Below are 20,178 nucleotides of genomic sequence, written 5' to 3' on the forward strand. Positions count from 1 at the left end.
TGGACTGCATTTTGGACTGCATGCGTCAGGAACGCGCCTGCTCGCTTGCGGCAGCTTGCTCATGGACGCTCGTCGCGGACCAGCCGCCGCCCAGCACCTTGTACAGCGTGACCTGGTTCGAGAGCTTCGCCAGCTCGTCGGTGACGAGTTGCTCCTGTGCGGTATAGAGCGTGCGCTGCGCGGTCAGCACGGTCAGGAAGCTGTCGGTGCCGGTCTTGTAGCGCGCCTGCGCGAGATCGTAGTAATCCTGCGCCGATTTCACGTAGTCGCGGTCCGCCGCGACCTGATCGACATAAGTCGCGCGCCCCGCCAGTGCGTTCGACACTTCCTTGAATGCCGTCTGGATCGCCTTTTCGTAGTCGGCCACGTCGATATCCTTCTCGATCTTCGCAACGTCGAGCGACGCCTTGTTGCTGCCGTAATCGAAGATCGGCATCGTGATCGTCGGCGCGAACGTCCACGCGCCCGTGCTCGCCTTGAAGAGTTGCGAGAGGCTCGTGCTGGCCGTGCCGGCGCTCGCCGTCAGCTCGATCTTGGGAAAGAACGCGGCGCGTGCGGCGCCGAGATTTGCGTTCGCCGCCTTGAGCGTATGCTCGGCCTCGATGATATCGGGCCGCCGCGCGAGCAGATCGGACGGGATGCCCGCATCGACGTCGGCGAACATGGCGTCGCTCTCGAGCAGCGTGGACCCGGTGGCAAAGTCATCGGGCAACGGGCAGCCAATTTCGGCGATCAGATTGTTACGGTCCTGCGCGACCGCGCGCGTGTATGACGCCACGCTCGCGCGTGCGCTCGCCAGCGAGGTCTGCGCCTCGCGCACGTCCTGAAGCGACGCGCTGCCGATCTTCATCATGCTCACCGTGAGGTCGTACGTGCTCTGGTCGGCCGCGGCGGTGTCGGTCGAGACCTTCAGCAAGGTCTCGTCGGAGAGCAATTGCAGATAGTCGGTCGCCACATCGGCCACGAGCGAAAGCTGCGTGCTGGTGCGCGAGGCCTGCGTCGACAGATAGTTTTCGAGCGCCTGGCGCTTCAGGCTCCGGATGCGCCCGAAGAAGTCAATTTCCCACGACGTCGTGCCGACCGAAACGGTATTCGAGTGGCTGACCGCGCCATCGGTGCGCGTGTTCGTGAGCGAGCCGCCGGCGTCGATCGTCGGCGCCAGTTCCGCTCGCGTGATGCGGTACTGCGCCTCGTACTCGGCCACCTGCAGCGCCGCGACACGCAGGTCCCGGTTGTGGTCGAGTGCGAGCGCGATCAGCTCCTGCAGGCGCGGGTCCTTGAAGTAATCGCGCCAGCCGATGTCGGCCGCGTTCGGTGCTGCAGGTGACGTGGCAGGCGTAGCCGCCGATGCACCTGCGTCGTACGCGGCGCCCGTTGGCCACGTGGTGGCGACTGGCGCCGCGGGCCGCTGATAAACCGGGTCGAGAGAACACGCACTCAATGCTGCCGCACAGAGCACGGATAGAAGCTTCAATTTCATTCCTGGTCCTTTGCGGGCTGCATGGCTTCGCCGTCGCCATGCTCCTTGAACAGCCGGCGCACGACGATGAAGAACACGGGCACGAAGAAGATGGCGAGCGCCGTCGCCGCGATCATCCCGCCGGCAACGCCGGTTCCGATCGCATGGCGCGCGGCCGAGCCCGCGCCGGTGCTGATCACGAGCGGCAGCACGCCGAACACGAACGCCAGTGAGGTCATCAGGATCGGCCGCAGACGCTGGTGCGCCGCTTCGAGCGTGGCCTCGACGAGCCCGCGGCCCTGCTCCTGGAGGTCTTTCGCGAATTCGACGATCAGAATCGCGTTCTTGGTTGCGAGGCCGATGGTCGTCAGCAGGCCGACCTTGAAATAGACGTCGTTCGACAGCCCGCGCAAATGCGCGCCCAACAGTGCGCCAAGCACGCCGATCGGCACAACGAGAATGACCGCGAGCGGCACCGACCAGCTTTCGTACAGCCCCGCGAGGCACAGGAACACCACGATCAGCGAAATCGCATACAGATAGGTGGCCTGCGAACCGGCAAGCACTTCCTGGTACGATTGCCCCGTCCACTCGATGCCGAATCCGGCGGGCAACTGCTTCGCGAGGTTTTCGACGGCAGCCATCGCCTGGCCGGTGCTCACACCGGGCGCTGGCTGTGCGCTCATCTGCATCGCCAGTTCGCGGTTGTAGCGTTCGATCTGCGGCGGCCCGAACGTCCAGCGCGTGGTGGCGAACGCGGAGAACGGCACCATCTGGCCGTCGTAGCCCGATGTCGTCGTGGACGAGGTAGACGTCGAGCCCGAAGTCGAACTCGACGACGAACTCGAGGATGACGAAGTACTCGACGACGACGTATCCGCGCGCACGTACCATTGCCCGATGTCGTCCGGCATCATCCGGTACGGTGCGTCCGCCTGCACGTAGACCTTCTGGATGCGCCCGGTATCGATGTAGTTGTTCACGTACGCAGAGCCAAACGCGGTGGACAGCGTCGTGTCGACATCGGCGATCGACAGCCCGAGCGCACTCGCCTTTTCCCGGTCGATATCGACGTAGAGCTGCGGCGTATCTTCGAGGCCCGCGGGACGCGTCATTGCGAGCGACGGATCCTTCGCGGCCAGCGCGACGAACTGGTTACGCGCTTTCAGCAGCTTGTCATGACCCTGGCCCGCACGGTCCTCGATCTCGAAGTCGAGGCCACTTTGCGTGCCGAGACCATGAATCGCGGGCTCGTTCATCACGAAGACCTGTGCATCGCGATTGCCCGCGAAAGCCGCGTTTGCGCGATTGATCACCGCCTGCGCGCTATCGGTCGATCCGCGCTGGCTCCAGTCCTTCAACTGGACGAACGCGAGCGCATTGTTCTGCCCTTGCCCGTTGAAGCTGAATCCGTTCACGGCCATCACGTGCGTCACCGCGGGCTGCTTCAGGAAATACTGCTCGACGGCTGCCACGGTCTTCAGCGTCTTCGAAGAAGGCGTGCCGACCGGCGCCGAAATCGACACCATGATCGAGCCCTGATCCTCCTCCGGCAGATACGACGAAGGCAGCGTCACGTACAGAATGCTGACCACGCCCGCGATGAGTGCATAGCCGAGCATCCAGCGCGCGGGCTTTGCCACCACGCGCGCAAGCGTGGCGCTATAGCGCGCGTTGCTCTTCGTGAAGAAGCGATTGAACGCGCCAAGCAAGCCACGGCTCTGCGCGTGTTCGACGGCCGACGGGTTCAGCAGGCTTGCGCAGAGCGCGGGCGTGAGCGTCATGGCGAGCAGCACCGAGAGCACCATCGCCGAAACAATGGTGACCGAGAACTGGCGATAGATCGCGCCGGTCGAGCCGGAAAAGAAGGCCATGGGGATGAAGACGGCGGTCAGCACCGTCGTCACGCCCACGAGCGCGCCGGTGATCTGGCCCATCGCCTTCTTCGTCGCCGCCTTCGCGTCGAGCTTTTCCTCGGCCATGATGCGCTCGACGTTCTCGACGACAACGATCGCGTCGTCCACGAGCAGGCCGATCGCGAGCACCATGGCGAACATCGAAAGCACGTTGATCGAGAAGCCGATCGCCGACATCACGCCCAGCGTGCCGAGCAGCGCGACCGGCACGACGATCGTCGGAATCAGCGTCGCACGCAGGTTCTGCAGGAACAGATACATCACGAGGAACACGAGGATCACCGCTTCGAAGAGCGTCTTCATGACCTCCTCGATCGAGATCTTCACGAACGGCGTAGAGTCGTACGGATACGCAATCGCCACATCCTTGGGCAATTGCGGCTGCAGCTCTACGAGCTTCGCGCGCACGGCCTTCGCGACCGCCATGGCGTTCGCGCCAGTCGATAGCTTGACGGCCAGCGCGGCCGCCGGCTTGCCGTCGAGCCGCGAGGACGTGTCGTATGAATCGCCGCCCACCTCGACGCGCGCGACGTCTTTGAGCCGAACCTTCGAGCCGTCGCTATTCACGCGCAGGAGAATGTCGCCGAACTGGTCGGCCGTGGTCATCAGGCTCGACGCCGAGATCGTCGCGTTGATCGCCTGGGAACCCGTAGCAGGCGCGCCACCGAGTTCGCCGACGGAAAGCTGCACGTTCTGGTTGGTGACCGCAGTCGTCACGTCGGACGCGGTGACGCCAAAGCTGCGCAGCTTCACGGGATCGAGCCAGATCCGCATGGCATGCTGCGCGCCAAAGAGCGTGACGTCGCCCACACCGTTGATCTGGGTAAGCGGGTCCTCGATCTGCGTGGCGATGACATTGCCGAGGTCGATCGAATTGAGCGTGCCTCCCGGCGACGAGAGCGCGACGATCATCAGAAAGTCGCTCGACGCCTTCGCCACCTGCACGCCCTGCTCCTGTACCGTCTCCGGCAGCGAGGCGGTGGCCTGGGTCACCTTGTTCTGGACCTGCACCTGCGCGATGTCCGGATTCGTGCCCGGCTTGAACGTCAGATTGATGGTCGCCTGCCCCGCGCCGCTGCTCGTCGACGACATGTACAGCAGGTTATCGATGCCGGAAAGCTTCTGCTCGATCACCTGGGTGACGGTCTTTGCGACCGTGTCGGCGGAGGCGCCCGGATAGGTCGCCGTGACCTGCACCGAAGGCGGTGCGATGGTCGGATATTGCTCGATCGGCAGCGTAGTGGTCGCCGCGCCGCCGATCAACATGATGACGATCGCAACGACCCACGCGAGGATTGGGCGCTGGATGAAGAAACCTGCCATGCACCCTCCTTACGATGCCGCAGCAGACGAGGCTGCAACCGCGGTGGCCGAATCCGCGGCCACGTGAACCGCCACGCCGGCCTGCACCTTCTGCAGCCCGCTCACGATCACGCGATCGCCGGCCTTCAGTCCGCTCGTGACGATCCACTGGTCTGCGTAGGCATTGTCCGCGTGCACCGCAACCTGCTTCGCGTGTCCGGTCGCATCGACGACCCATACGCTCGCGCCGCCGTCCGAAGCGCGCGTGACCGCGAGCTGCGGAACGAGCAGCGCGCTCGTGCTCTCGCCCTCGTCGAGTTGCGCGCGCACGAACATGCCGGGCAGCAGTTCACCCTCCGGGTTCGGGAAGACCATGCGCAGCGTGACCGAGCCCGTCGTCGCGTCGACGGTGATGCCCGAAAACTGCAGCACGCCCGCGTGGGCGTACGGCGTGCCGTCCTCCATCACCAGTTGCACCGCCGCGCCCGTGCCCGAGCGCTTGAGCCGGCCCGAGGCAAACGCCTTGCGCAAGCGCAGCCAGTCGGCGCTCGAGCGCGTAACGTCGAGGTACATCTCGTCGTATGCCTGAATGGTGGCAAGCGCGGTGGTCTGCTCCGAGGTCACGAGCGCGCCTTCGGTCACCGACGAAGCGCCGATGCGGCCTGAAATGGGCGCCGTGATCCGCGTGTAGCCGAGATTGATGCGCGCCGACTCGAGCGACGCGCGATCGGCGATCACGTCGGCCTCGTCCTCGCGAACGGCCGCGATCGCGTCGTCGTTATCCTGCGCGCTGACCGCGTTGATCTTCACGAGCTGCGTGTAGCGGTCGGCTTTCGTCTTTGCGGAAGCGAGCGTTGCCTCCGCCTTGGCGAGCGTGCCGCGCGCCTGATCGTACGTCGCCTGGTAGGTGGCCGGATCGATCTGGTAGAGCACCTGCCCCGCCTTCACGTCCGAACCCTCGACGAAGAACCGCTTCTGCACGATGCCGCCAATCTGCGGCCGCACATCCGAAACCTTGAGCGACGAAAGCCGGCCCGAAAGCTCGGCCGTCATTACGATGCGTTGCGGTGCGAGCGTCTTGACGCCGACTTCGACGCTCTGGCTCGCGGGGTTCGCGGGCATCCCGGCGTCGTGACGTTGACAGCCGACGATCAATATGACGGTCGAGCAGAAAAGCGCCGTGCCCAGGCGTAGGCTTTTCCTGCTCCACCCCTCTCTTGCATGAATCTGTTGTGGCATATATCCCATCGAATCGCGTGTTGACTCGCGTTGCCGGAACATAGGCAGGCGCGAAGCCATTGACTCGCAGTACTAAGCGGTTGAAGTCTTGCAGCCCGGAAAGGCTGATGCCTCGTTGCGCATCAGCTTCCAACCCTGAATTGGTAGTTTCCGGTCACATAACTAAACTGAACGGTATGGTTTATAATGGAACGATCGATGGCTGTCAATCGCCTTACCCGGCAACGAATGTTTCAATCCATGACGGGCCAGGGTATTGGCGTGGGCGCTCGCGTCCCAGCCCGAGAGCGAGTGAGGAAGGGAGACCCATGAGAAAGAAGACCGAAGAAAAGCGTCAATCCATCATCGAAGCCGCGCTGGCCGTGTTCCGGGACGTCGGCTTCGAGCAGGCGTCGATGACGCAAATCGCGGCTCGTTCGGGCGCGTCGAAGGCGACGCTGTATAGCTATTTCGAATCGAAAGAGGCGTTATTTGCTGAAACAATGACGAGCCGCGCCGGAACGGAAATCCGCCATGCGTTCAGTCAGCTGACGCTCGATATACCGCCAGGCGAGTCGCTCGTCGCGTTTGGGATCCACTACCTGACGGCAGTGCTGCAGCCCTCTTTTCTCGCGACACGCCGCCTGTGCTATCAGGAGGTCGACCGGTCGAACGTGGGCCGGGCCCTGTACGAATCGGGTCCGAAACGGGGATTGATGCATGTGCGCGACTTTCTGGCCAGCGCGATCGAGGCGGGCACGATTCGGCCGTGTGACGCAGGCGTCGCCGCGCACCATCTGCTGGCGCTTCTCGAAGCCGAGTTGGTCGAAATCGCGACGCTTGGCTATGAGGTCAAAGCCTCGCGCGCGAAATTGCTGGAGGTCGTGAACCGGGCAATCGACGTATTTCTCGCGGGCTATGCCGTGGCAGCGCCGCAGGCGAACCGCAAGGGTCCGCCGAAGGCAAAATAATGACGGGCTTGGTGAGCCCAAGCCGCATCAGCAAGGCGCGACATGCGGAATCATCGCCGCCTGCCCGCGCAGCACGCCGACTTCGTCGATCAGTTGCCATACAGTCGCGCGCTCGATCCAGAAGCGCTGCCCTGACTTCGTGATGCGGATGCCGCGATAGTCTTTCACGAAGCCTTCGCGCGTCACCGAATCGAGAAATGCCTGCCGCTCGCTACGCTCGGGCGCCTGCGCGGAAAGACGCGAAGGCAGCGCCGTGATTTCGTCCCAGTCGTAGCCGAAGATCGCTTGTGCGCGACGATTGCCATACATGAACACGGGGTCCGCCTGCGTGCCGTGCGCAAGCAATCCGAACGGCGCGTGCTCGTAGAGCCAGGCCGCGCCCTCGGTGTCGCTCATGCCTTCGGGCACGAGCGCAACGCCCACCAGGCGGCGATAGCTGTTTGCGAGAAGGCGAAAAAATTCGGTTTCCGTGTTCGGCGACATTCAGACTGGCTCCTTCGATTCGAGGGGTTGCTTGCGCGTTGCGCAATTCTATCAATCGCGAGTGAAAGCGCGCGCCCAGCCCAGCGGCACATACCGCCGACACAAACGCGATAAAAACGGATACGTGGGCGCGTCAGGCAAGCTGGAATACGACCGGAACGCCGAGCTGGGTGTCGCTGCATCCGTCGCTTCACCGTCCCTCGCCTCAACCGCATCTCGCCACGTTGGACAGCTAGTTATTTCGCAAACCTTATTATTTCATCCGACCTGATTTTGTCACGAATATGCCTGATCGATCGCGTGTCGTGCCCTCCAGATCGCCGCTTCCCATGACGCGACGGTTTCAACTTTCGAAGGGCTACGCAATTGCCGATCTGTAGTTCGCGGCGCCGCCCGCGCGCAAGGTACTTGCAACGGCTTACGTATGACGAAAGGCGGCGAAATGCGCTAAAGCTCAAGAAGGGCAGGCTCGAGCCGTAATAAGGAGGTCGGCGCGTCATGCGCCTTGCATTTACAGCCATTCGACCCCCATGAAACTCAGCCGCAAGATTCCGCTCGCTTTCGCAGCCTCCCTCACCCTCATGTCGGCGGGTGCGTTCTACGGCATCCACACGCTCAATCAGGCCATCGATACCTACCGCACCACCGTGCAGGACGCCGCCGCGAACGAGCGCATGGTGTCGGCCACGCTCGTCGAGTTCAAGCTGCAGGTGCAGGAGTGGAAAGACACACTCCTGCGCGGCAAGGACCCGCAAAAACTCGATCGTTACTGGAGCGCGTTTCAGAAGCGCGAGCGCACCGTGAACGATCTCGCCGCCGCGCTCGAAACGAAGCTGCCCGAAGGCGAAGCGCGCACGCTCGTCGCGCAGTTCGCCGAGGCGCACGAGGCGATGGGCCAGGGGTATCGCAAGGGCTTCGAGGCATTCAAGGCGGCGGGCGCCGATCCCGTTGCGGGCGATACCGTGGTCGCCGGCGTCGATCGCGCGCCGGCCCAACTGCTCGACCGCGCCGCGCAGACCATTGCCGCCGCCAACGCGCAAGTGGCCGCACAGGCCGCGGTGCAGGCCGCGCAAGCCACCCTCGTGAGCGCCGTGCTGATGGTGGTCGCGTTCCTGCTCGCGCTGGCGGGCGGCGTGCTGTTCAGCCGCACGGTAACGAGCCCGCTGGGCCGCGCCGTGGAGTTTGCGCGCGAGGTCGCCGACGGCGACCTGTCGACCGATCTGCATGCGCATGGCGACGACGAAACCGCGGAACTGCTCACGGCGCTCGCGAAAATGCAGACGAGCCTCGCGCGCGTGGTGAGCGAGGTCCGCGCCAACGCCGAAGGCGTGGCAACGGCGAGCGCACAGATCGCCTCGGGCAACCAGAATCTGTCCTCGCGCACCGAAGAGCAGGCGGCGTCGCTCGAAGAAACGGCCGCGAGCATGGAAGAGCTGACGTCGATCGTACGCATGAACGCGCAGAATGCGGAGCACGTCAGCGCGCTTGCGGGTACGGCGGCGCAGACTGCGGCGCGCGGCGGCACGGTGATGCGCGGCGTGGTCGGCACGATGCAGTCCATTGCGGACAGTTCGAGCAAGGTCGGCGAGATCATCGGATTGATCGACGGCATCGCGTTCCAGACCAATATTCTTGCGCTCAACGCCGCCGTCGAAGCGGCGCGGGCGGGCGAGCGAGGCCGCGGTTTCGCCGTTGTCGCGGGCGAAGTCCGCACGCTCGCGCAGCGCAGCGCGAGCGCGGCGCGCGAGATCAAGGCGCTCGTCGAGCACTCGAAAGAACACGTCGAAAGCGGATCGTCCCAGGTGGCCGACGCCGGCCACATCATCGACGAGATCGTCGAAGCCGTGCAGCGGGTTTCCGGCACCGTGCAAGACATTTCGACGGCGTCGCGCGAACAGTCGACGGGCATCGAGCAGGTGAACATCGCCGTCACGCAAATGGACGAGGTCACGCAGCAGAACGCGGCGCTCGTGGAGGAGGCATCGGCGGCGACGTATGCGCTGGCCGAGCAGGCGCACGCGCTTCGCGAGACCGTGGCCGCGTTCAGGCTCAGGGAGGGCGCCATCGCCTGACTTCACGCGCATGTCGCGCGCGCCCTGGGGGACATAACCGCCGCGGCATGTCCGGCATCTTGCGGGCGAGGCTCCGTTGGCGAGCGGGTAATCGTCGCGTACGAATGCGGCGACAAAGCACTCGACGCAGAGCACGGCGCCCCGGTGCTGTTTTCGGGCGCCGATCTCGTACCCGCGCCGCGCCACGTCAAGCGTCTCGCGCGCATCGAGGCTCGCGTCCTCGCGCTCTGAGCCTGTTCCCCGGCTGGTCTGTGCAACGCAGGCTGGCCGTCACTGACTGACACGCCCGGCCGCGGCTCGCCGTGCGGCTCGGGCGGCCACCGCCGCCGTGTTCGCGCTCTAATTTTGTGAGGCGATACGCCGCACAAAAACTTCGCTCCCATTGCTTGAAAGCAAATCTTACGAAATGTAAACTTGGTGCAAGCTTTGGATTCGGAAGCAGTCTTCCCGGGGCGCCCCTCGAACCTCGAGTCAATCCATCGGTAATTTAGTCATCCTTTATTTCATTGCCAGGGAGAAAACCATGAACACGTACATCAACCGACTCAACGCCTCGTTCGCGATTGCCGGCCTCCTCATGATGGCGCCGTTCATGGCCATGGCCCGCTTGCCAATGCCGAGCACCGCCCCGCATGGCGAATCCCTCGTCAAGAAGCGTACGTCGAACCGCGTCGCCGATGAGGAGCGTCGCGCCAGCGAATCCGGTGGAAGTGAATCCGTTAGTGAGTGATCAACATTCCTAAGGAAATTTCATCTCACTTCCTCTTTTCTTGAACGCTATTTGGAGCATTCACCATGAAAGCGAAAGTCACGACATTCTTCATTATTGCCGCCCTGCTCGCAACGACAGGCACCGCGTTCGCATCGCAGCCTGAACACCGCCCTGGCAACCCGCCGCCCACGTCGATCGAAAGAGCCAACCGTCCGGTCGGTGCGATTCCGCATCGCGACTGGCATCGCGGCGACCGCCTGCCGCCTGAATATCGTGACCGGATTTTTGTGGTCGAAAACTGGAATCAGCATGGCCTGAAAGCGCCCCCGCGCGGCTACCATTGGGTCGGCGTAGCCGGCGACTACGTGCTCGTTGCCAGCACGACCGGCGTGATCTCAACGGTTCTGGCCGCCGGTACGCATTGATCATCGCGTTGTTTTTCCACGATTTGCCCGCTCTTCGCCGCCACGCGGCCGAGGGCCGGCAACCGCAGCGATCTGAAATCGAGCCGCAACGACGGCAAAAAAGCCTAGCTCTCGCAAATACCGGGCACGGCAACTTTCTGGAAGATATGCGGCGACGCGATCACCGAGGAAGGATAAGCGGCCAGACTCGACCGGAACGCCGGCGCAGAGAACGCCGCCCGAAAATGCGCCGTGGATTCCCAGACAGCGTAATTCATATAAGCCGGCTGCTCTCCAAGCGCACGATGGAGCTGCGTTGAAATAAAACCGGGTTGCTGCTTCATGAACGCAGCGTCGTTCTGCCAGGCCTCGAGAAACTTCGCCTCATCGGCCAGATCCAGTGTGAAAACGTTCACGAGCACAACGGGCTCGGCGTCAACGGCAAGTTGACGTTCGATCGGGAAGGAAGGATCAAGCGGTCGCAATTGCAGCATGGTGCACTCCAGATTCTAAAAGCATGATGTCAAACGGTCATGGCCAATTTATAGTAAATTGACATGATGATGTCAATTTAGAAATAGGGTGACATATGCGCGAACCTGCGAGAACACCGGCCGGCGAATTCCTGTCGAGCATCATGCTCGATCTCTTCCGGCTCAATAGCGGACTGCTCACCTCGGGCGACCGCCTGGTCGAGGGCCTCGGGCTCACGAGCGCACGTTGGCAAATGCTTGGCGCCATCAGTGCCGCGGAGCGGCCGCAGCCAGTGGCCTGGATCGCCCGGGATCTGGGGGCCAACCGGCAAAACGTGCAACGAATCGTGAACGACCTCGCCAACGACGGTCTGGTCCGCTTCGAGGCCAATCCCCACCACCGCCGCGCGCAGCTTGTTGTTTTGACCGACGAGGGCCGGCAAGCCTTCGAAGCGGCCATGCGTCTTCAGGCCCCCTGGGTCAACCGCCTCTCCGAGGGCGTGACCGTCAACGAAATCAAGACCTTGCACCGCGTCATCATGAAATTGCAGGCGAATCTGGACCCCATGGCCGGAGCCGACGAACCCGATTGATCGCCCGGCGCTGCTTGCGCATGCAATGTGCTACAGCAGGGCATCGTTCCCATCCGCGAGGCGAGGCCTACGCATGTCCACCATTGCCCTCATTGTCGTGACGGTCGCGGTGACGCTCGTCGTCATCCTGGTGATTGCGAACCTCACGAGCGGCGAAAAGAAGATCGAGCACAAGATCAACCGGCTTTACGCGAGCGACAGTCCGCAGTTCATCCGCTCGATGGGGCTGCTGCTCGGGCCGCCTGTCGTGGGAGGCAACCGCTTCGACGCGCTCCTGAACGGCGACGAAATCTTTCCGTCGATGCTGGCGGGCATCCGCTCGGCCCAGCACACCATCACCTTTGAGACCTTCATCTACTGGTCCGGCGCGATTGGCGAGGAAATCGCGCGTGCGCTGTCCGACAAGGCGCGCGCGGGTATCGCCGTGCACGTGCTGCTCGACTGGGTTGGCTCGTCGAAGATGGACAGGCGTTATCAACGGATGCTGCGCGAGGCGGGCGCCCAGCTCGTGCTGTATCACAAGCCCCACTGGACCGGCCTCGGCCGCATGAACGACCGCACCCACCGCAAGTTGCTCGTGATCGATGGACGCGTCGGTTTTACGGGGGGCGTGGGTATCGCGGACGAATGGACCGGGCACGCGCAGGACGAGAAGCATTGGCGCGACACGCACTTTCGCATCGAAGGCCCGGCGGTCGGACAAATGCAGGCGGTCTTCATGGACAACTGGGTCAAGTCGACGGGCAATGTGCTGCACGGCCCGCAGTACTTTCCCGCGATCGACGCCGCGGGCAACGGCCTCGCGCACGTGTTCAGCAGCTCGCCCTCGGGCGGCAGCGACGACATGGAGCTGATGTACCTCATGGCGATCACCGCCGCGGCGCGCTCCATCCATTTGTCGACGGCGTACTTCGTGCCGGACAAGCTGACGATCAACGCGATCGTCGAGGCGGTGAAGCGCGGCGTGAAGGTGCGCATCATCACGCCGGGCAAGCGCATCGACACCCACACGGTGCGCGAGGCGTCACGCGCGTGCTGGGGCGACCTGCTCGCGGCCGGCGGGGAGATGTACGAGTATCAGCCGACGATGTTCCACTGCAAGGTGATCGTCGTCGACGAATATCTGGTGTCGGTCGGCTCGACCAACTTCGACAGCCGCTCGTTCAAGCTCAACGACGAGGCCAATCTCAACATCTACGACCGCGATTTCGCGCGCCAGCAGACGGCCATTTTCGACGCCGACGTCGCCCTCGCCAAACGCATCACGCTTGAAGACTGGCGCCGCCGGTCGTTCAGGGAAAAGCTGCTCGAACACGCGGCCGCCCTGCTCGATTCGCAGCTGTGACGCCTCCCGCGAGCGCGGCGATGCCAATCGACAACGAAGCGCAGATCGCCGACAATCGGTGCCCGACATCGGGCAGTCGACAAAGCAATCAGAAAAAAGGGACCGCAATCCATGCTGCACATCGAGGATCTGGTCGCTCCGCCAGAGGGGTTTCTGCGCGACGAGCCGGAGGGGGCGGAGTTTTACCAGGCCTTTCAGACGGCCCGGCTGGATGATTTCAGCTTCGGTTATTTCGCCGTGTACCGGGACAGCGCGCTCGTTACCGTGGCGCCCTACTTCGTGATGGATTTCCGGCTCAACACGCTGCTTCCCAGCGGCTGGCTGAAGCGCAGCTTGAGCTGGGTCCGCTTCAAGCTGGCCTGCATCGGGCATCCGACCGTCGATGCCGGCCGCATCCAGGGCGAAGTCTCGCAGGAGACGCTCGCGGCCATCAGCACGGCGCTTGCGAAGAAAGGGAGCCTGCTCGCGTACAAGGGTTTCGCCGAAGACTTGCCGCTGCGCGGCTTCGTGGCCGCAAAAGGCCTGCCGGTGCCCGTGCTGTCGATCGGCCCGGACTACTACCAGGCCATGAAGAGCGACCGCAGGAACCTGCTCAAGCGCAAACTGAAGAAAGCCGCCCCGTTGCGCTATGAAGAATGCGTGGGTCTGCCCGATCACCTCGTCGCCAGCGTGTATGCGCTCTATCTGAACACCTGGCAAAAGGCCGAGTTGAAGTTCGAGAAGCTCACGCCGGAGTATTTCGCCAATACCCGCAGCCTTAGCCATTATCTGCTGTACTTTCTCGACGACGAGTTGATTGGCTTCACCCAGTTGATCGGCAAGGGACGGCACCTCGTCAACCGCTATATCGGGCTCGACTACGACAAGAGTCAGCAATACGGTTTGTATTTCGCCATGTTCATTCGCACGGTCGAATTCGGCATTCGGGAAGGCTTCGAGGAAATCGAGCTGGGCGCGACGTCCTACGAGTTCAAACGCATTCTGGGCGCCCGCCAGATTCCCACCTGGAATCACTATCGGCACAACAACGCGTTCGTCAACTGGCTGCTCGGCAAGCTGCGCAGCGTGCTGGAACCGTCGGAGTCCGAACTGCGTTAGCGCGCGCCGGATGGGCCCGGTGCGCGTGGGTGCCGGCGACACGCGTTACAGGCGATAATGTGCCAAATGCAATCGACTTGAGAAACGGAGTAAGAATGAGCAAGCAAGGCTTCACCACTGGCATCGTTCACGGCGACAGGATCGCGGGCACCGAGCACGGCGGCGTGCGCCAGCCGATTCATACGTCCGTGCAATATGGTTTCGAGCGCGTCGAGGACCTGATCGGCGTGTTTCAGGGCACGAAGAAAGGCGGTTTCAACTACGCGCGGCAAGGCACCCCGACGACCGCCGCGCTCGAGCGCAAGATCACGAGCCTGGAAGGCGGTAGCGGCACGGTCTGCTTCAGCACCGGCATGGCCGCGATCACGGCAACCTTCCTCACGCTCCTGCGCGCGGGCGATCATCTCGTGTCGAGCCGCTATGTGTTCGGCAATACCAACAGCCTGTTCGGCACATTGCGCACGCTCGGCGTGGAAGTCACGACCGTCGATGCCTGCGACGCCGCAAACGTGAAGAACGCCATCCAGCCGAATACGCGCATGGTGTTCGTCGAAACCATCGCAAATCCGGGCACGCAGATTCCCGACCTGCAAGGCATCGGCGAGCTGTGCCGCGAGCGCGGCATTGTCTACGTCGTCGACAACACGATTACCTCGCCCGCTTTGTTCCAGCCGAAGGCGGTTGGCGCGAGCCTCGTCATCAACTCGTTGACGAAGACCATCGCGGGCCATGGCGCCGCGCTCGGCGGCGCGGTGACCGATACGGGCCTGTTCAACTGGAGCGCGTACCCGAACATCGCCGACGACTACCGGCGTTCGGCGGCGAAAGATCAGGGGCTCCTGCAGATCCGCAAGAAGGGCCTGCGGGACATGGGGGCATCGTTGTCGTCCGAGCAGGCGCACGCCATCGCGATGGGCGCGGAAACGCTCGCCCTGCGCGTGAAGCAAAGCAGCGACAATGCGCTCGCACTCGCGCAGTTTCTCGAACGCCATGCCGCCATTGGCAAGGTGTTCTATCCGGGCTTGAAGAGCCATCCGCAATACGAGGTCGCACAGGCGCTCTTCAAGGGCGCGTCGTGGCTGCTCTCGTTCGAACTGCTCAACGTGGAGCGCATGATCGACGTCGTCAACGCGCTCGAACTGCCGATCAAGGCGACCGGCCTCGGCGACACGCGCACGCTCATCATTCCCGTCGCGCCGACGATCTTTTTCGAAGCCGGGGCGCAAACGCGCAAGGCGATGGGCATCTCCGACGGCATGCTGCGGCTATCGGCGGGCATCGAGGATATCGACGACCTGATTGCGGACTTCTCGCAGGCGCTCAAGCTGGCGGCCTGACGCCGGAAGCATCGATGTCGTGAACGGGGCCAGCGCACGCTGGCCCTCCGCGTTTGCAGCGCTTACGGATTGAAGCGTTTCGCCTCGTCGCGCCAGTAGTGCTGCTGTTGCCAGCCCAATAGCCGTTTGAGCTTCTCGTTGCTAAGCAGCGTCTCGAACTCGCCGAGGGCCTTCTTGACCGGCACGCCCGGATAGTAGCGATCCAGCAGCGTCTGGGTCGGCAAGTCGGACGACACGTCGTCCGCCGCGACATTCATGATCTCGAAGCCGAGGCCGTCCGTTTCGATGGCGAGGCGGCACGCGTTGGCGAGATCTCGCCCGTCGATATAGCTCCACGCAATGCGCTTGCGCAGCGCGGGGTCCTTGAGCCACGTGGAGAACTTCGCGTAGTCCTCGGGATCGAGCACGTTGCCGATGCGAAAACAGTAGATGTCCGACCCGGTGCGCGCCTGGAATGCCTTCGCGGTCACTTCGTTGACCACTTTCGAGGTGGCGTAGCTGTCCATCGGGTCCACCGGATAGTTCTCATCGAGCGGAAAGTACGCGGGATCGCGATGCCGGTGCGCGAACACCACGCCGTAAGTCGTCTCGCTCGAGGCCACGATCACCTTGCGGACCCCCAGCTTCGCAGCGGCGTCGAGGATGTTGTAGGTCCCCATCACGTTGATGCGGTAGACCTCGTTATCGGTCGTCAACATGATGCGGGGAATCGCCGCGAAGTGAACGATCGCGTCGATCGGTTTCGGCTCCAGGTCGTCGGCGAATTCCACCGGCGCCGTGGTCGATGCGATCGCATTGAAAACCTGGCCCGCGTCGGTGATGTCCGTGATCAGCGTGCGCGCGGTGCGCTTCGGCATAGGCACACGGTCCAGATTCAACACTTCGTAGCCGTGCGCTACCAGGTTCTCGACCACCCATTTGCCGGCAAGGCCGCTGCCGCCGGTCACTATCACTCGCTTTGTCATCTGTCTCTCTCCTGTTCGTGGCGTCATTCCAGCCTCTGCAAACGCGCACGTTACCGCAAACATTGGCCGGCTGTAATGACCACCGCTTCCTTTCCAGCCGGATGGATTGTCTACGGTGGGGGAGACAAAAAAGGGGCTTCACGCGCCCGATTGCGCGGGCGCAGCGACCGCAGTCTGCCGATTGAACCGCTCCGCCAGAAAATCGATGAACGCACGCGCACGCGCCGATTGATTGCGCTTGTTCGGGTAATACACGAACAAATCGGCAAGCGGCTGCACGAACTCAGGCAGCACGACGCGCAACCGCCCGCTCTCCAGATACTTCGCGAGGTCCCACTCCGAGCGAAGCAGAATGCCGTGCCCGTCGAGCGCCCAGCCAAGCACGATATCGCCGTCGTTGCTCGACAGCATGCCGTGCACCTTCACCGAATGCGCCTCGCCACCGCGCGCGAGGCGCCATATGCCGTAGGCGTTATCGTTCTGTCGATGCACGATGCACTGATGATTGGCGAGATCGCCGAGCGTTGCGGGCGTGCCCTGCGTCTCCAGATAGCGCGGCGACGCGCACAGCAAGCGGCGGTTCGTCATGATGCGCCGCGCAATGAGCCGCTTGTCGGGCAACTCGCCAAAACGGATCGCCAGATCCACGCCGCTTTCGACGAGGTCGATCGGCCGGTCGGTGACATCGAGCTGCACTTCGACATGCGGATTCCGCCGCGCAAACTCCGAAACGAGCGGCGCGATCGTCGTGCGCCCAAAGCCGAGCGTCGCGTTCACACGCAGCAAGCCGCGCGTCACGGAGCGGCTCGACGACACCACATCCTCCATTTCCTTCACTTCGGCGAGAATTCGCGTCGCGTAGTGCAGAAAGGTCTCGCCTTCGGCGGTCAGGCTCACGCTGCGGGTGGTCCGGTTGACGAGCCGCACGCCCAGGCGCGCCTCGAGCTGCGCGAGCCGCTTGGTCGCCGCCGGCGGCGTGATGTCCATGTCCCGCGCAACGCTTGAAAGGTTTCCGTAACGTCCGAGCAGGACGAAAAACGCCAGGTAGGAGGTCAGGTCATTCTTCACCGCAAGTTAATAAAGATGTGAAAACAAGTGAATCATAGTACCGATCCGGGCGCATAACCTAGCGTCTCCCACAGCCAGCTCATCGCGAACGACCGCGAGAACGCCCGCGCATGCTGGCCGTGCCACCAGGAGACACCCGTGAGAATCGTTGAAATCCGCGAAAAAACCGTGCCGATCAGTTCCTCGATCCGCAACGCCTATATCGACTTCAGCAAGATGACGCTCAGCCTCATCGCCGTGGTCACCGACGTGATCCGCGACGGCAAGCCCGTCATCGGCTATGGCTTCAACTCGAATGGCCGCTATGGCCAGGGCACGCTGATGCGCGAGCGCTTCATCCCGCGCATTCTCGAAGCCGATCCCGCCTCGCTCGTGAACGACGCCGGCGACAACCTCGACCCGCACAAGATCTGGGCGACGATGTTCACCAACGAGAAGCCGGGCGGCCACGGCGAGCGCTCGGTTGCGATCGGCACGATCGACATGGCGGTGTGGGACGCCGTGGCAAAGATCGAAGGCAAACCGCTGTTCCAGCTGCTCGCCGAGCGCTACGGCAACGGCCAGCCCGACCGCAAGATCTTCGTGTATGCGGCGGGCGGTTACTACTACCCAGGCCAGGACCACAACAAGCTCAAGGACGAAATGCGCAGCTATGTCGACCGCGGCTACACGGTCGTGAAGAAGAAGATTGGCGGCGCGTCGCTCGACGAGGACCTGCGCCGCATCGATTCGATTCTGAGCGTGCTGGGCGACGGCCAGAAGCTTGCCGTCGACGCCAACGGCCGTTTCGATCTGGACAACGCGATCCGGTACGCGAAAGCGCTCTCGCAATACGACCTGTTCTGGTACGAGGAGCCGGGCGATCCGCTCGACTTCGAATTGCAGGCGACGCTGCGCAACTACTACGACAAGCCGATGGCAACCGGCGAGGATCTGTTCTCGATGCAGGATGCGCGCAACCTCATCCGCTACGGCGGCATGCGTCCCGACCGCGACTGGCTGCAGTTCGACTGCGCGTTGAGCTATGGCCTCGTCGAATATCTGCGCACGCTGGAGATGCTGCATCAGCACGGCTGGTCCGCGAGCCGCTGCATTCCGCACGGCGGCCATCAGATGTCGCTCAACATCGCGGCGGGCCTCGGGCTTGGCGGCAACGAGTCGTACCCCGATCTGTTCCAACCTTATGGCGGCTTCCCCGACGGCGTGAAGGTCGACAACGGCTACATCACGATGCCCAACCTGCCTGGCATCGGCTTTGAGGGCAAGGCCGACCTGTTTGCGCAAATGCAGAAGCTCGCGGCCTGACGCCGAAGCGAACAGTAAAGCGCGACCGAAAACACAACCGCTGCACGCATGGCGGTTGGCGGTCGCCCAAATCCACCCGGATGGCGCCATGCTCAGGAGACAGACATGCGGCCCTCGAAACTCAAAAAGTATCTTTCGAAGCTCTACATACAGGTCTTGATCGGCATCCTGGCGGGCATTCTCGTCGGCCACTTCTATCCGGATATCGGAGCCGATCTGAAACCGCTTGGCGACCTCTTCATCAAGCTGATCCGCATGGCGCTCGCGCCGATCATCTTCGCTTCGGTCGTCGTGGGCATTGCCCGGATGAACGATCTGCACGAGGCGGGCCGCGTAGGCGTGAAGGCGTTGCTCTACTTCGAAGTGGCTTCGACCATCGCGCTTCTCGTGGGCCTCGTCGTCGTAAACGTGATCAAGCCGGGCAGCGGCATGAACATCGATCCGGCGCACCTCGACAGCTCGGCGATCGCCAGCTACGCGCACGCGGCGCATGACCACACGGCCCTCGGGTTCCTCATGAGCATCGTGCCGAACAGCATCGTCGGCGCGTTTGCGAACGGTGAAATTCTGCCGATCATCTTTTTCTCGGTGCTGTTCGCCATTGCGCTGGCGAAGCTCGGCCCGCGGACCGCACCGCTCGTCGATATGCTCGACATGTTCTTGCAGGGCATGTTCGGCGTCGTGCGGATCGTCATGTATGTCGCGCCCGTGGGCGCGTTTGGCGGCATGGCGTTCACCATCGCGAAGTATGGGCTCGGCACGCTGGCGTCGTTTGGCGAGTTGATGCTTTGTCTGTACGTGACGTCGATATTCTTCGTCGTGGTGGTGCTCGGGCTCGTCATGCGCGTTTGCGGCTTTTCGCTGTGGAAGTATCTCCGCTATATCCGGGACGAAATCCTGATCACGTTCGGCACGGCGTCGACCGAGGCCGTGCTGCCGCAGATGCTCGTCAAGATGGAGAACCTCGGCTGTTCGCGTCCGGTTGTCGGCATGGTGTTGCCGACCGGCTATACGTTCAACGCGGACGGCACGGCGATCTATCTCACGATGGCGGCCCTCTTCGTGGCGCAGGCGATGAACATTCATCTCTCGCTGCTCGATCAGCTTGTCGTGCTGAGCGTTTTGCTGCTGACTTCGAAGGGGTCTGCCGGGGTGGCGGGAGCGGGGTTCGTTGCACTCGCGGCGACGCTCGCTTCGATGCATAAAATTCCGGTTTCCGGGCTCGTGCTGTTGTTGGGGGTCGATCGGTTTCTCAATGAAGCTCGTGCTGTGACGAATCTGATTGGGAATGGCGTTGCGACGATCGTGGTCGCAAGGTGGGAAGGTGCGATGGATGTTGCGCGGGCGCGGGCGGTTTTGAATGGCGAGGTTGAGGTTGAGTTTGGGGAGGCGGCGGGCGCTGGCGATATGTCTTTGCCTTGCGGTGAGGGTGTTCTGGACCTATAGCGGCTTCGACA

Annotated in this window: 17 protein-coding genes and 1 pseudogene; 11 read left to right on the forward strand and 7 right to left on the reverse strand. The window is 63.0% G+C overall.

Features of this window, described 5'->3' with window-relative positions:
- Positions 1-25: 25 nt before the first annotated feature.
- Genes M3A49_RS17370 through M3A49_RS17380 form a run of 3 tightly spaced genes read right to left on the reverse strand, consistent with a single transcriptional unit; the run spans position 26 to position 5,925 of the window.
- Positions 26-1,480 (reverse strand): efflux transporter outer membrane subunit, encoded by a 1,455-nt coding sequence (locus tag M3A49_RS17370; RefSeq protein WP_266229823.1) that lies wholly within the window; start codon positions 1,478-1,480, stop codon positions 26-28.
- Positions 1,477-4,698, reverse strand: coding sequence for an efflux RND transporter permease subunit (locus M3A49_RS17375; RefSeq protein WP_266229824.1), 3,222 nt, complete (start codon positions 4,696-4,698; stop codon positions 1,477-1,479). Before M3A49_RS17375 ends, M3A49_RS17370 begins: the two co-directional genes overlap by 4 nt.
- A 9-nt stretch (positions 4,699-4,707) precedes the next feature.
- Positions 4,708-5,925, reverse strand: coding sequence for an efflux RND transporter periplasmic adaptor subunit (locus tag M3A49_RS17380; protein ID WP_416338967.1), 1,218 nt, complete (start codon positions 5,923-5,925; stop codon positions 4,708-4,710).
- Positions 5,926-6,224: 299 nt separating this feature from the next.
- Here M3A49_RS17380 and M3A49_RS17385 point away from each other — a divergent pair, with 299 nt between their 5' ends.
- A complete protein-coding gene (locus tag M3A49_RS17385; RefSeq protein WP_266229825.1) occupies positions 6,225-6,866 on the forward strand; it encodes a TetR/AcrR family transcriptional regulator in 642 nt (213 codons plus the stop codon).
- Positions 6,867-6,893: 27 nt separating this feature from the next.
- Here M3A49_RS17385 and M3A49_RS17390 read toward each other — a convergent pair whose 3' ends face one another.
- Positions 6,894-7,349 (reverse strand): MEKHLA domain-containing protein, encoded by a 456-nt coding sequence (locus tag M3A49_RS17390; protein WP_254357356.1) that lies wholly within the window; start codon positions 7,347-7,349, stop codon positions 6,894-6,896.
- Positions 7,350-7,879: 530 nt separating this feature from the next.
- Between M3A49_RS17390 and M3A49_RS17395 the strand changes: the two genes are divergently transcribed.
- From M3A49_RS17395 to M3A49_RS17410, 4 genes and pseudogenes are all read left to right on the forward strand, one after another.
- Positions 7,880-9,421 (forward strand): methyl-accepting chemotaxis protein, encoded by a 1,542-nt coding sequence (locus M3A49_RS17395; protein WP_266229826.1) that lies wholly within the window; start codon positions 7,880-7,882, stop codon positions 9,419-9,421.
- A gap of 75 nt (positions 9,422-9,496) precedes the next feature.
- A pseudogene (locus M3A49_RS17400) lies at positions 9,497-9,652 on the forward strand (molybdopterin-binding protein); the annotation flags it as partial.
- 292 nt (positions 9,653-9,944) lie between these two features.
- Positions 9,945-10,151: a hypothetical protein gene (locus tag M3A49_RS17405; RefSeq protein ID WP_254357362.1), complete on the forward strand. Its 207-nt coding sequence runs from the start codon at positions 9,945-9,947 to the stop codon at positions 10,149-10,151.
- Positions 10,152-10,216: 65 nt separating this feature from the next.
- Positions 10,217-10,558, forward strand: coding sequence for an RcnB family protein (locus M3A49_RS17410; protein ID WP_266229827.1), 342 nt, complete (start codon positions 10,217-10,219; stop codon positions 10,556-10,558).
- A gap of 104 nt (positions 10,559-10,662) precedes the next feature.
- Here the strand turns inward: M3A49_RS17410 and M3A49_RS17415 are convergent, their stop codons facing one another.
- Positions 10,663-11,031 (reverse strand): antibiotic biosynthesis monooxygenase family protein, encoded by a 369-nt coding sequence (locus M3A49_RS17415; RefSeq protein WP_254357366.1) that lies wholly within the window; start codon positions 11,029-11,031, stop codon positions 10,663-10,665.
- A gap of 143 nt (positions 11,032-11,174) precedes the next feature.
- Here M3A49_RS17415 and M3A49_RS17420 point away from each other — a divergent pair, with 143 nt between their 5' ends.
- From M3A49_RS17420 to M3A49_RS17435, 4 genes are all read left to right on the forward strand, one after another.
- Positions 11,175-11,603 carry a MarR family winged helix-turn-helix transcriptional regulator gene (locus tag M3A49_RS17420; protein ID WP_416338968.1) on the forward strand — a complete coding sequence of 143 codons (429 nt, stop codon included), beginning with the start codon at positions 11,175-11,177 and terminating at the stop codon, positions 11,601-11,603.
- Between the two features lie 73 nt (positions 11,604-11,676).
- Positions 11,677-12,948, forward strand: coding sequence for a cardiolipin synthase (cls, locus tag M3A49_RS17425; protein ID WP_266229829.1), 1,272 nt, complete (start codon positions 11,677-11,679; stop codon positions 12,946-12,948).
- Between the two features lie 111 nt (positions 12,949-13,059).
- Positions 13,060-14,046, forward strand: a complete 987-nt coding sequence (locus M3A49_RS17430) for a GNAT family N-acetyltransferase (protein ID WP_266229831.1) — start codon at positions 13,060-13,062, stop codon at positions 14,044-14,046.
- Positions 14,047-14,141: 95 nt separating this feature from the next.
- Positions 14,142-15,383: a cystathionine gamma-synthase family protein gene (locus tag M3A49_RS17435; protein ID WP_266229832.1), complete on the forward strand. Its 1,242-nt coding sequence runs from the start codon at positions 14,142-14,144 to the stop codon at positions 15,381-15,383.
- 62 nt (positions 15,384-15,445) lie between these two features.
- Here the strand turns inward: M3A49_RS17435 and M3A49_RS17440 are convergent, their stop codons facing one another.
- Together M3A49_RS17440 and M3A49_RS17445 are read right to left on the reverse strand one after the other, a co-directional pair.
- On the reverse strand, positions 15,446-16,348 hold the full coding sequence (locus tag M3A49_RS17440; RefSeq protein WP_110388101.1) for an NAD-dependent epimerase/dehydratase family protein: 903 nt from the start codon (positions 16,346-16,348) through the stop codon (positions 15,446-15,448).
- A 138-nt stretch (positions 16,349-16,486) separates the two neighbouring features.
- A complete protein-coding gene (locus M3A49_RS17445) occupies positions 16,487-17,416 on the reverse strand; it encodes a LysR substrate-binding domain-containing protein (RefSeq protein ID WP_266229834.1) in 930 nt (309 codons plus the stop codon).
- Between the two features lie 138 nt (positions 17,417-17,554).
- Between M3A49_RS17445 and M3A49_RS17450 the strand changes: the two genes are divergently transcribed.
- Positions 17,555-18,721: a mandelate racemase/muconate lactonizing enzyme family protein gene (locus tag M3A49_RS17450; protein ID WP_266229835.1), complete on the forward strand. Its 1,167-nt coding sequence runs from the start codon at positions 17,555-17,557 to the stop codon at positions 18,719-18,721.
- 105 nt (positions 18,722-18,826) lie between these two features.
- Positions 18,827-20,167: a C4-dicarboxylate transporter DctA gene (dctA, locus tag M3A49_RS17455; protein WP_266229836.1), complete on the forward strand. Its 1,341-nt coding sequence runs from the start codon at positions 18,827-18,829 to the stop codon at positions 20,165-20,167.
- The last annotated feature ends 11 nt before the right edge of the window (positions 20,168-20,178 follow it).

Source organism: Paraburkholderia sp. CNPSo 3076, assembly GCF_026343935.1.
In the GTDB taxonomy this organism is placed as follows: domain Bacteria; phylum Pseudomonadota; class Gammaproteobacteria; order Burkholderiales; family Burkholderiaceae; genus Paraburkholderia; species Paraburkholderia nodosa.

Excerpts from the sequence above, each read along its gene's own strand:
- M3A49_RS17380 (WP_416338967.1), bottom strand. The coding sequence starts at position 5,925 with ATGGGATATATGCCACAACAGATTCATGCAAGAGAGGGGTGGAGCAGG.
- M3A49_RS17395 (WP_266229826.1), top strand. The coding sequence starts at position 7,880 with ATGAAACTCAGCCGCAAGATTCCGCTCGCTTTCGCAGCCTCCCTCACC.
- M3A49_RS17370 (WP_266229823.1), bottom strand. The coding sequence starts at position 1,480 with ATGAAATTGAAGCTTCTATCCGTGCTCTGTGCGGCAGCATTGAGTGCG.
- M3A49_RS17405 (WP_254357362.1), top strand. The coding sequence starts at position 9,945 with ATGAACACGTACATCAACCGACTCAACGCCTCGTTCGCGATTGCCGGC.
- M3A49_RS17385 (WP_266229825.1), top strand. The coding sequence starts at position 6,225 with ATGAGAAAGAAGACCGAAGAAAAGCGTCAATCCATCATCGAAGCCGCG.
- M3A49_RS17435 (WP_266229832.1), top strand. The coding sequence starts at position 14,142 with ATGAGCAAGCAAGGCTTCACCACTGGCATCGTTCACGGCGACAGGATC.
- dctA (WP_266229836.1), top strand. The coding sequence starts at position 18,827 with ATGCGGCCCTCGAAACTCAAAAAGTATCTTTCGAAGCTCTACATACAG.
- M3A49_RS17375 (WP_266229824.1), bottom strand. The coding sequence starts at position 4,698 with ATGGCAGGTTTCTTCATCCAGCGCCCAATCCTCGCGTGGGTCGTTGCG.
- M3A49_RS17430 (WP_266229831.1), top strand. The coding sequence starts at position 13,060 with ATGCTGCACATCGAGGATCTGGTCGCTCCGCCAGAGGGGTTTCTGCGC.
- cls (WP_266229829.1), top strand. The coding sequence starts at position 11,677 with ATGTCCACCATTGCCCTCATTGTCGTGACGGTCGCGGTGACGCTCGTC.
- M3A49_RS17440 (WP_110388101.1), bottom strand. The coding sequence starts at position 16,348 with ATGACAAAGCGAGTGATAGTGACCGGCGGCAGCGGCCTTGCCGGCAAA.
- M3A49_RS17420 (WP_416338968.1), top strand. The coding sequence starts at position 11,175 with ATGCTCGATCTCTTCCGGCTCAATAGCGGACTGCTCACCTCGGGCGAC.
- M3A49_RS17415 (WP_254357366.1), bottom strand. The coding sequence starts at position 11,031 with ATGCTGCAATTGCGACCGCTTGATCCTTCCTTCCCGATCGAACGTCAA.
- M3A49_RS17390 (WP_254357356.1), bottom strand. The coding sequence starts at position 7,349 with ATGTCGCCGAACACGGAAACCGAATTTTTTCGCCTTCTCGCAAACAGC.
- M3A49_RS17410 (WP_266229827.1), top strand. The coding sequence starts at position 10,217 with ATGAAAGCGAAAGTCACGACATTCTTCATTATTGCCGCCCTGCTCGCA.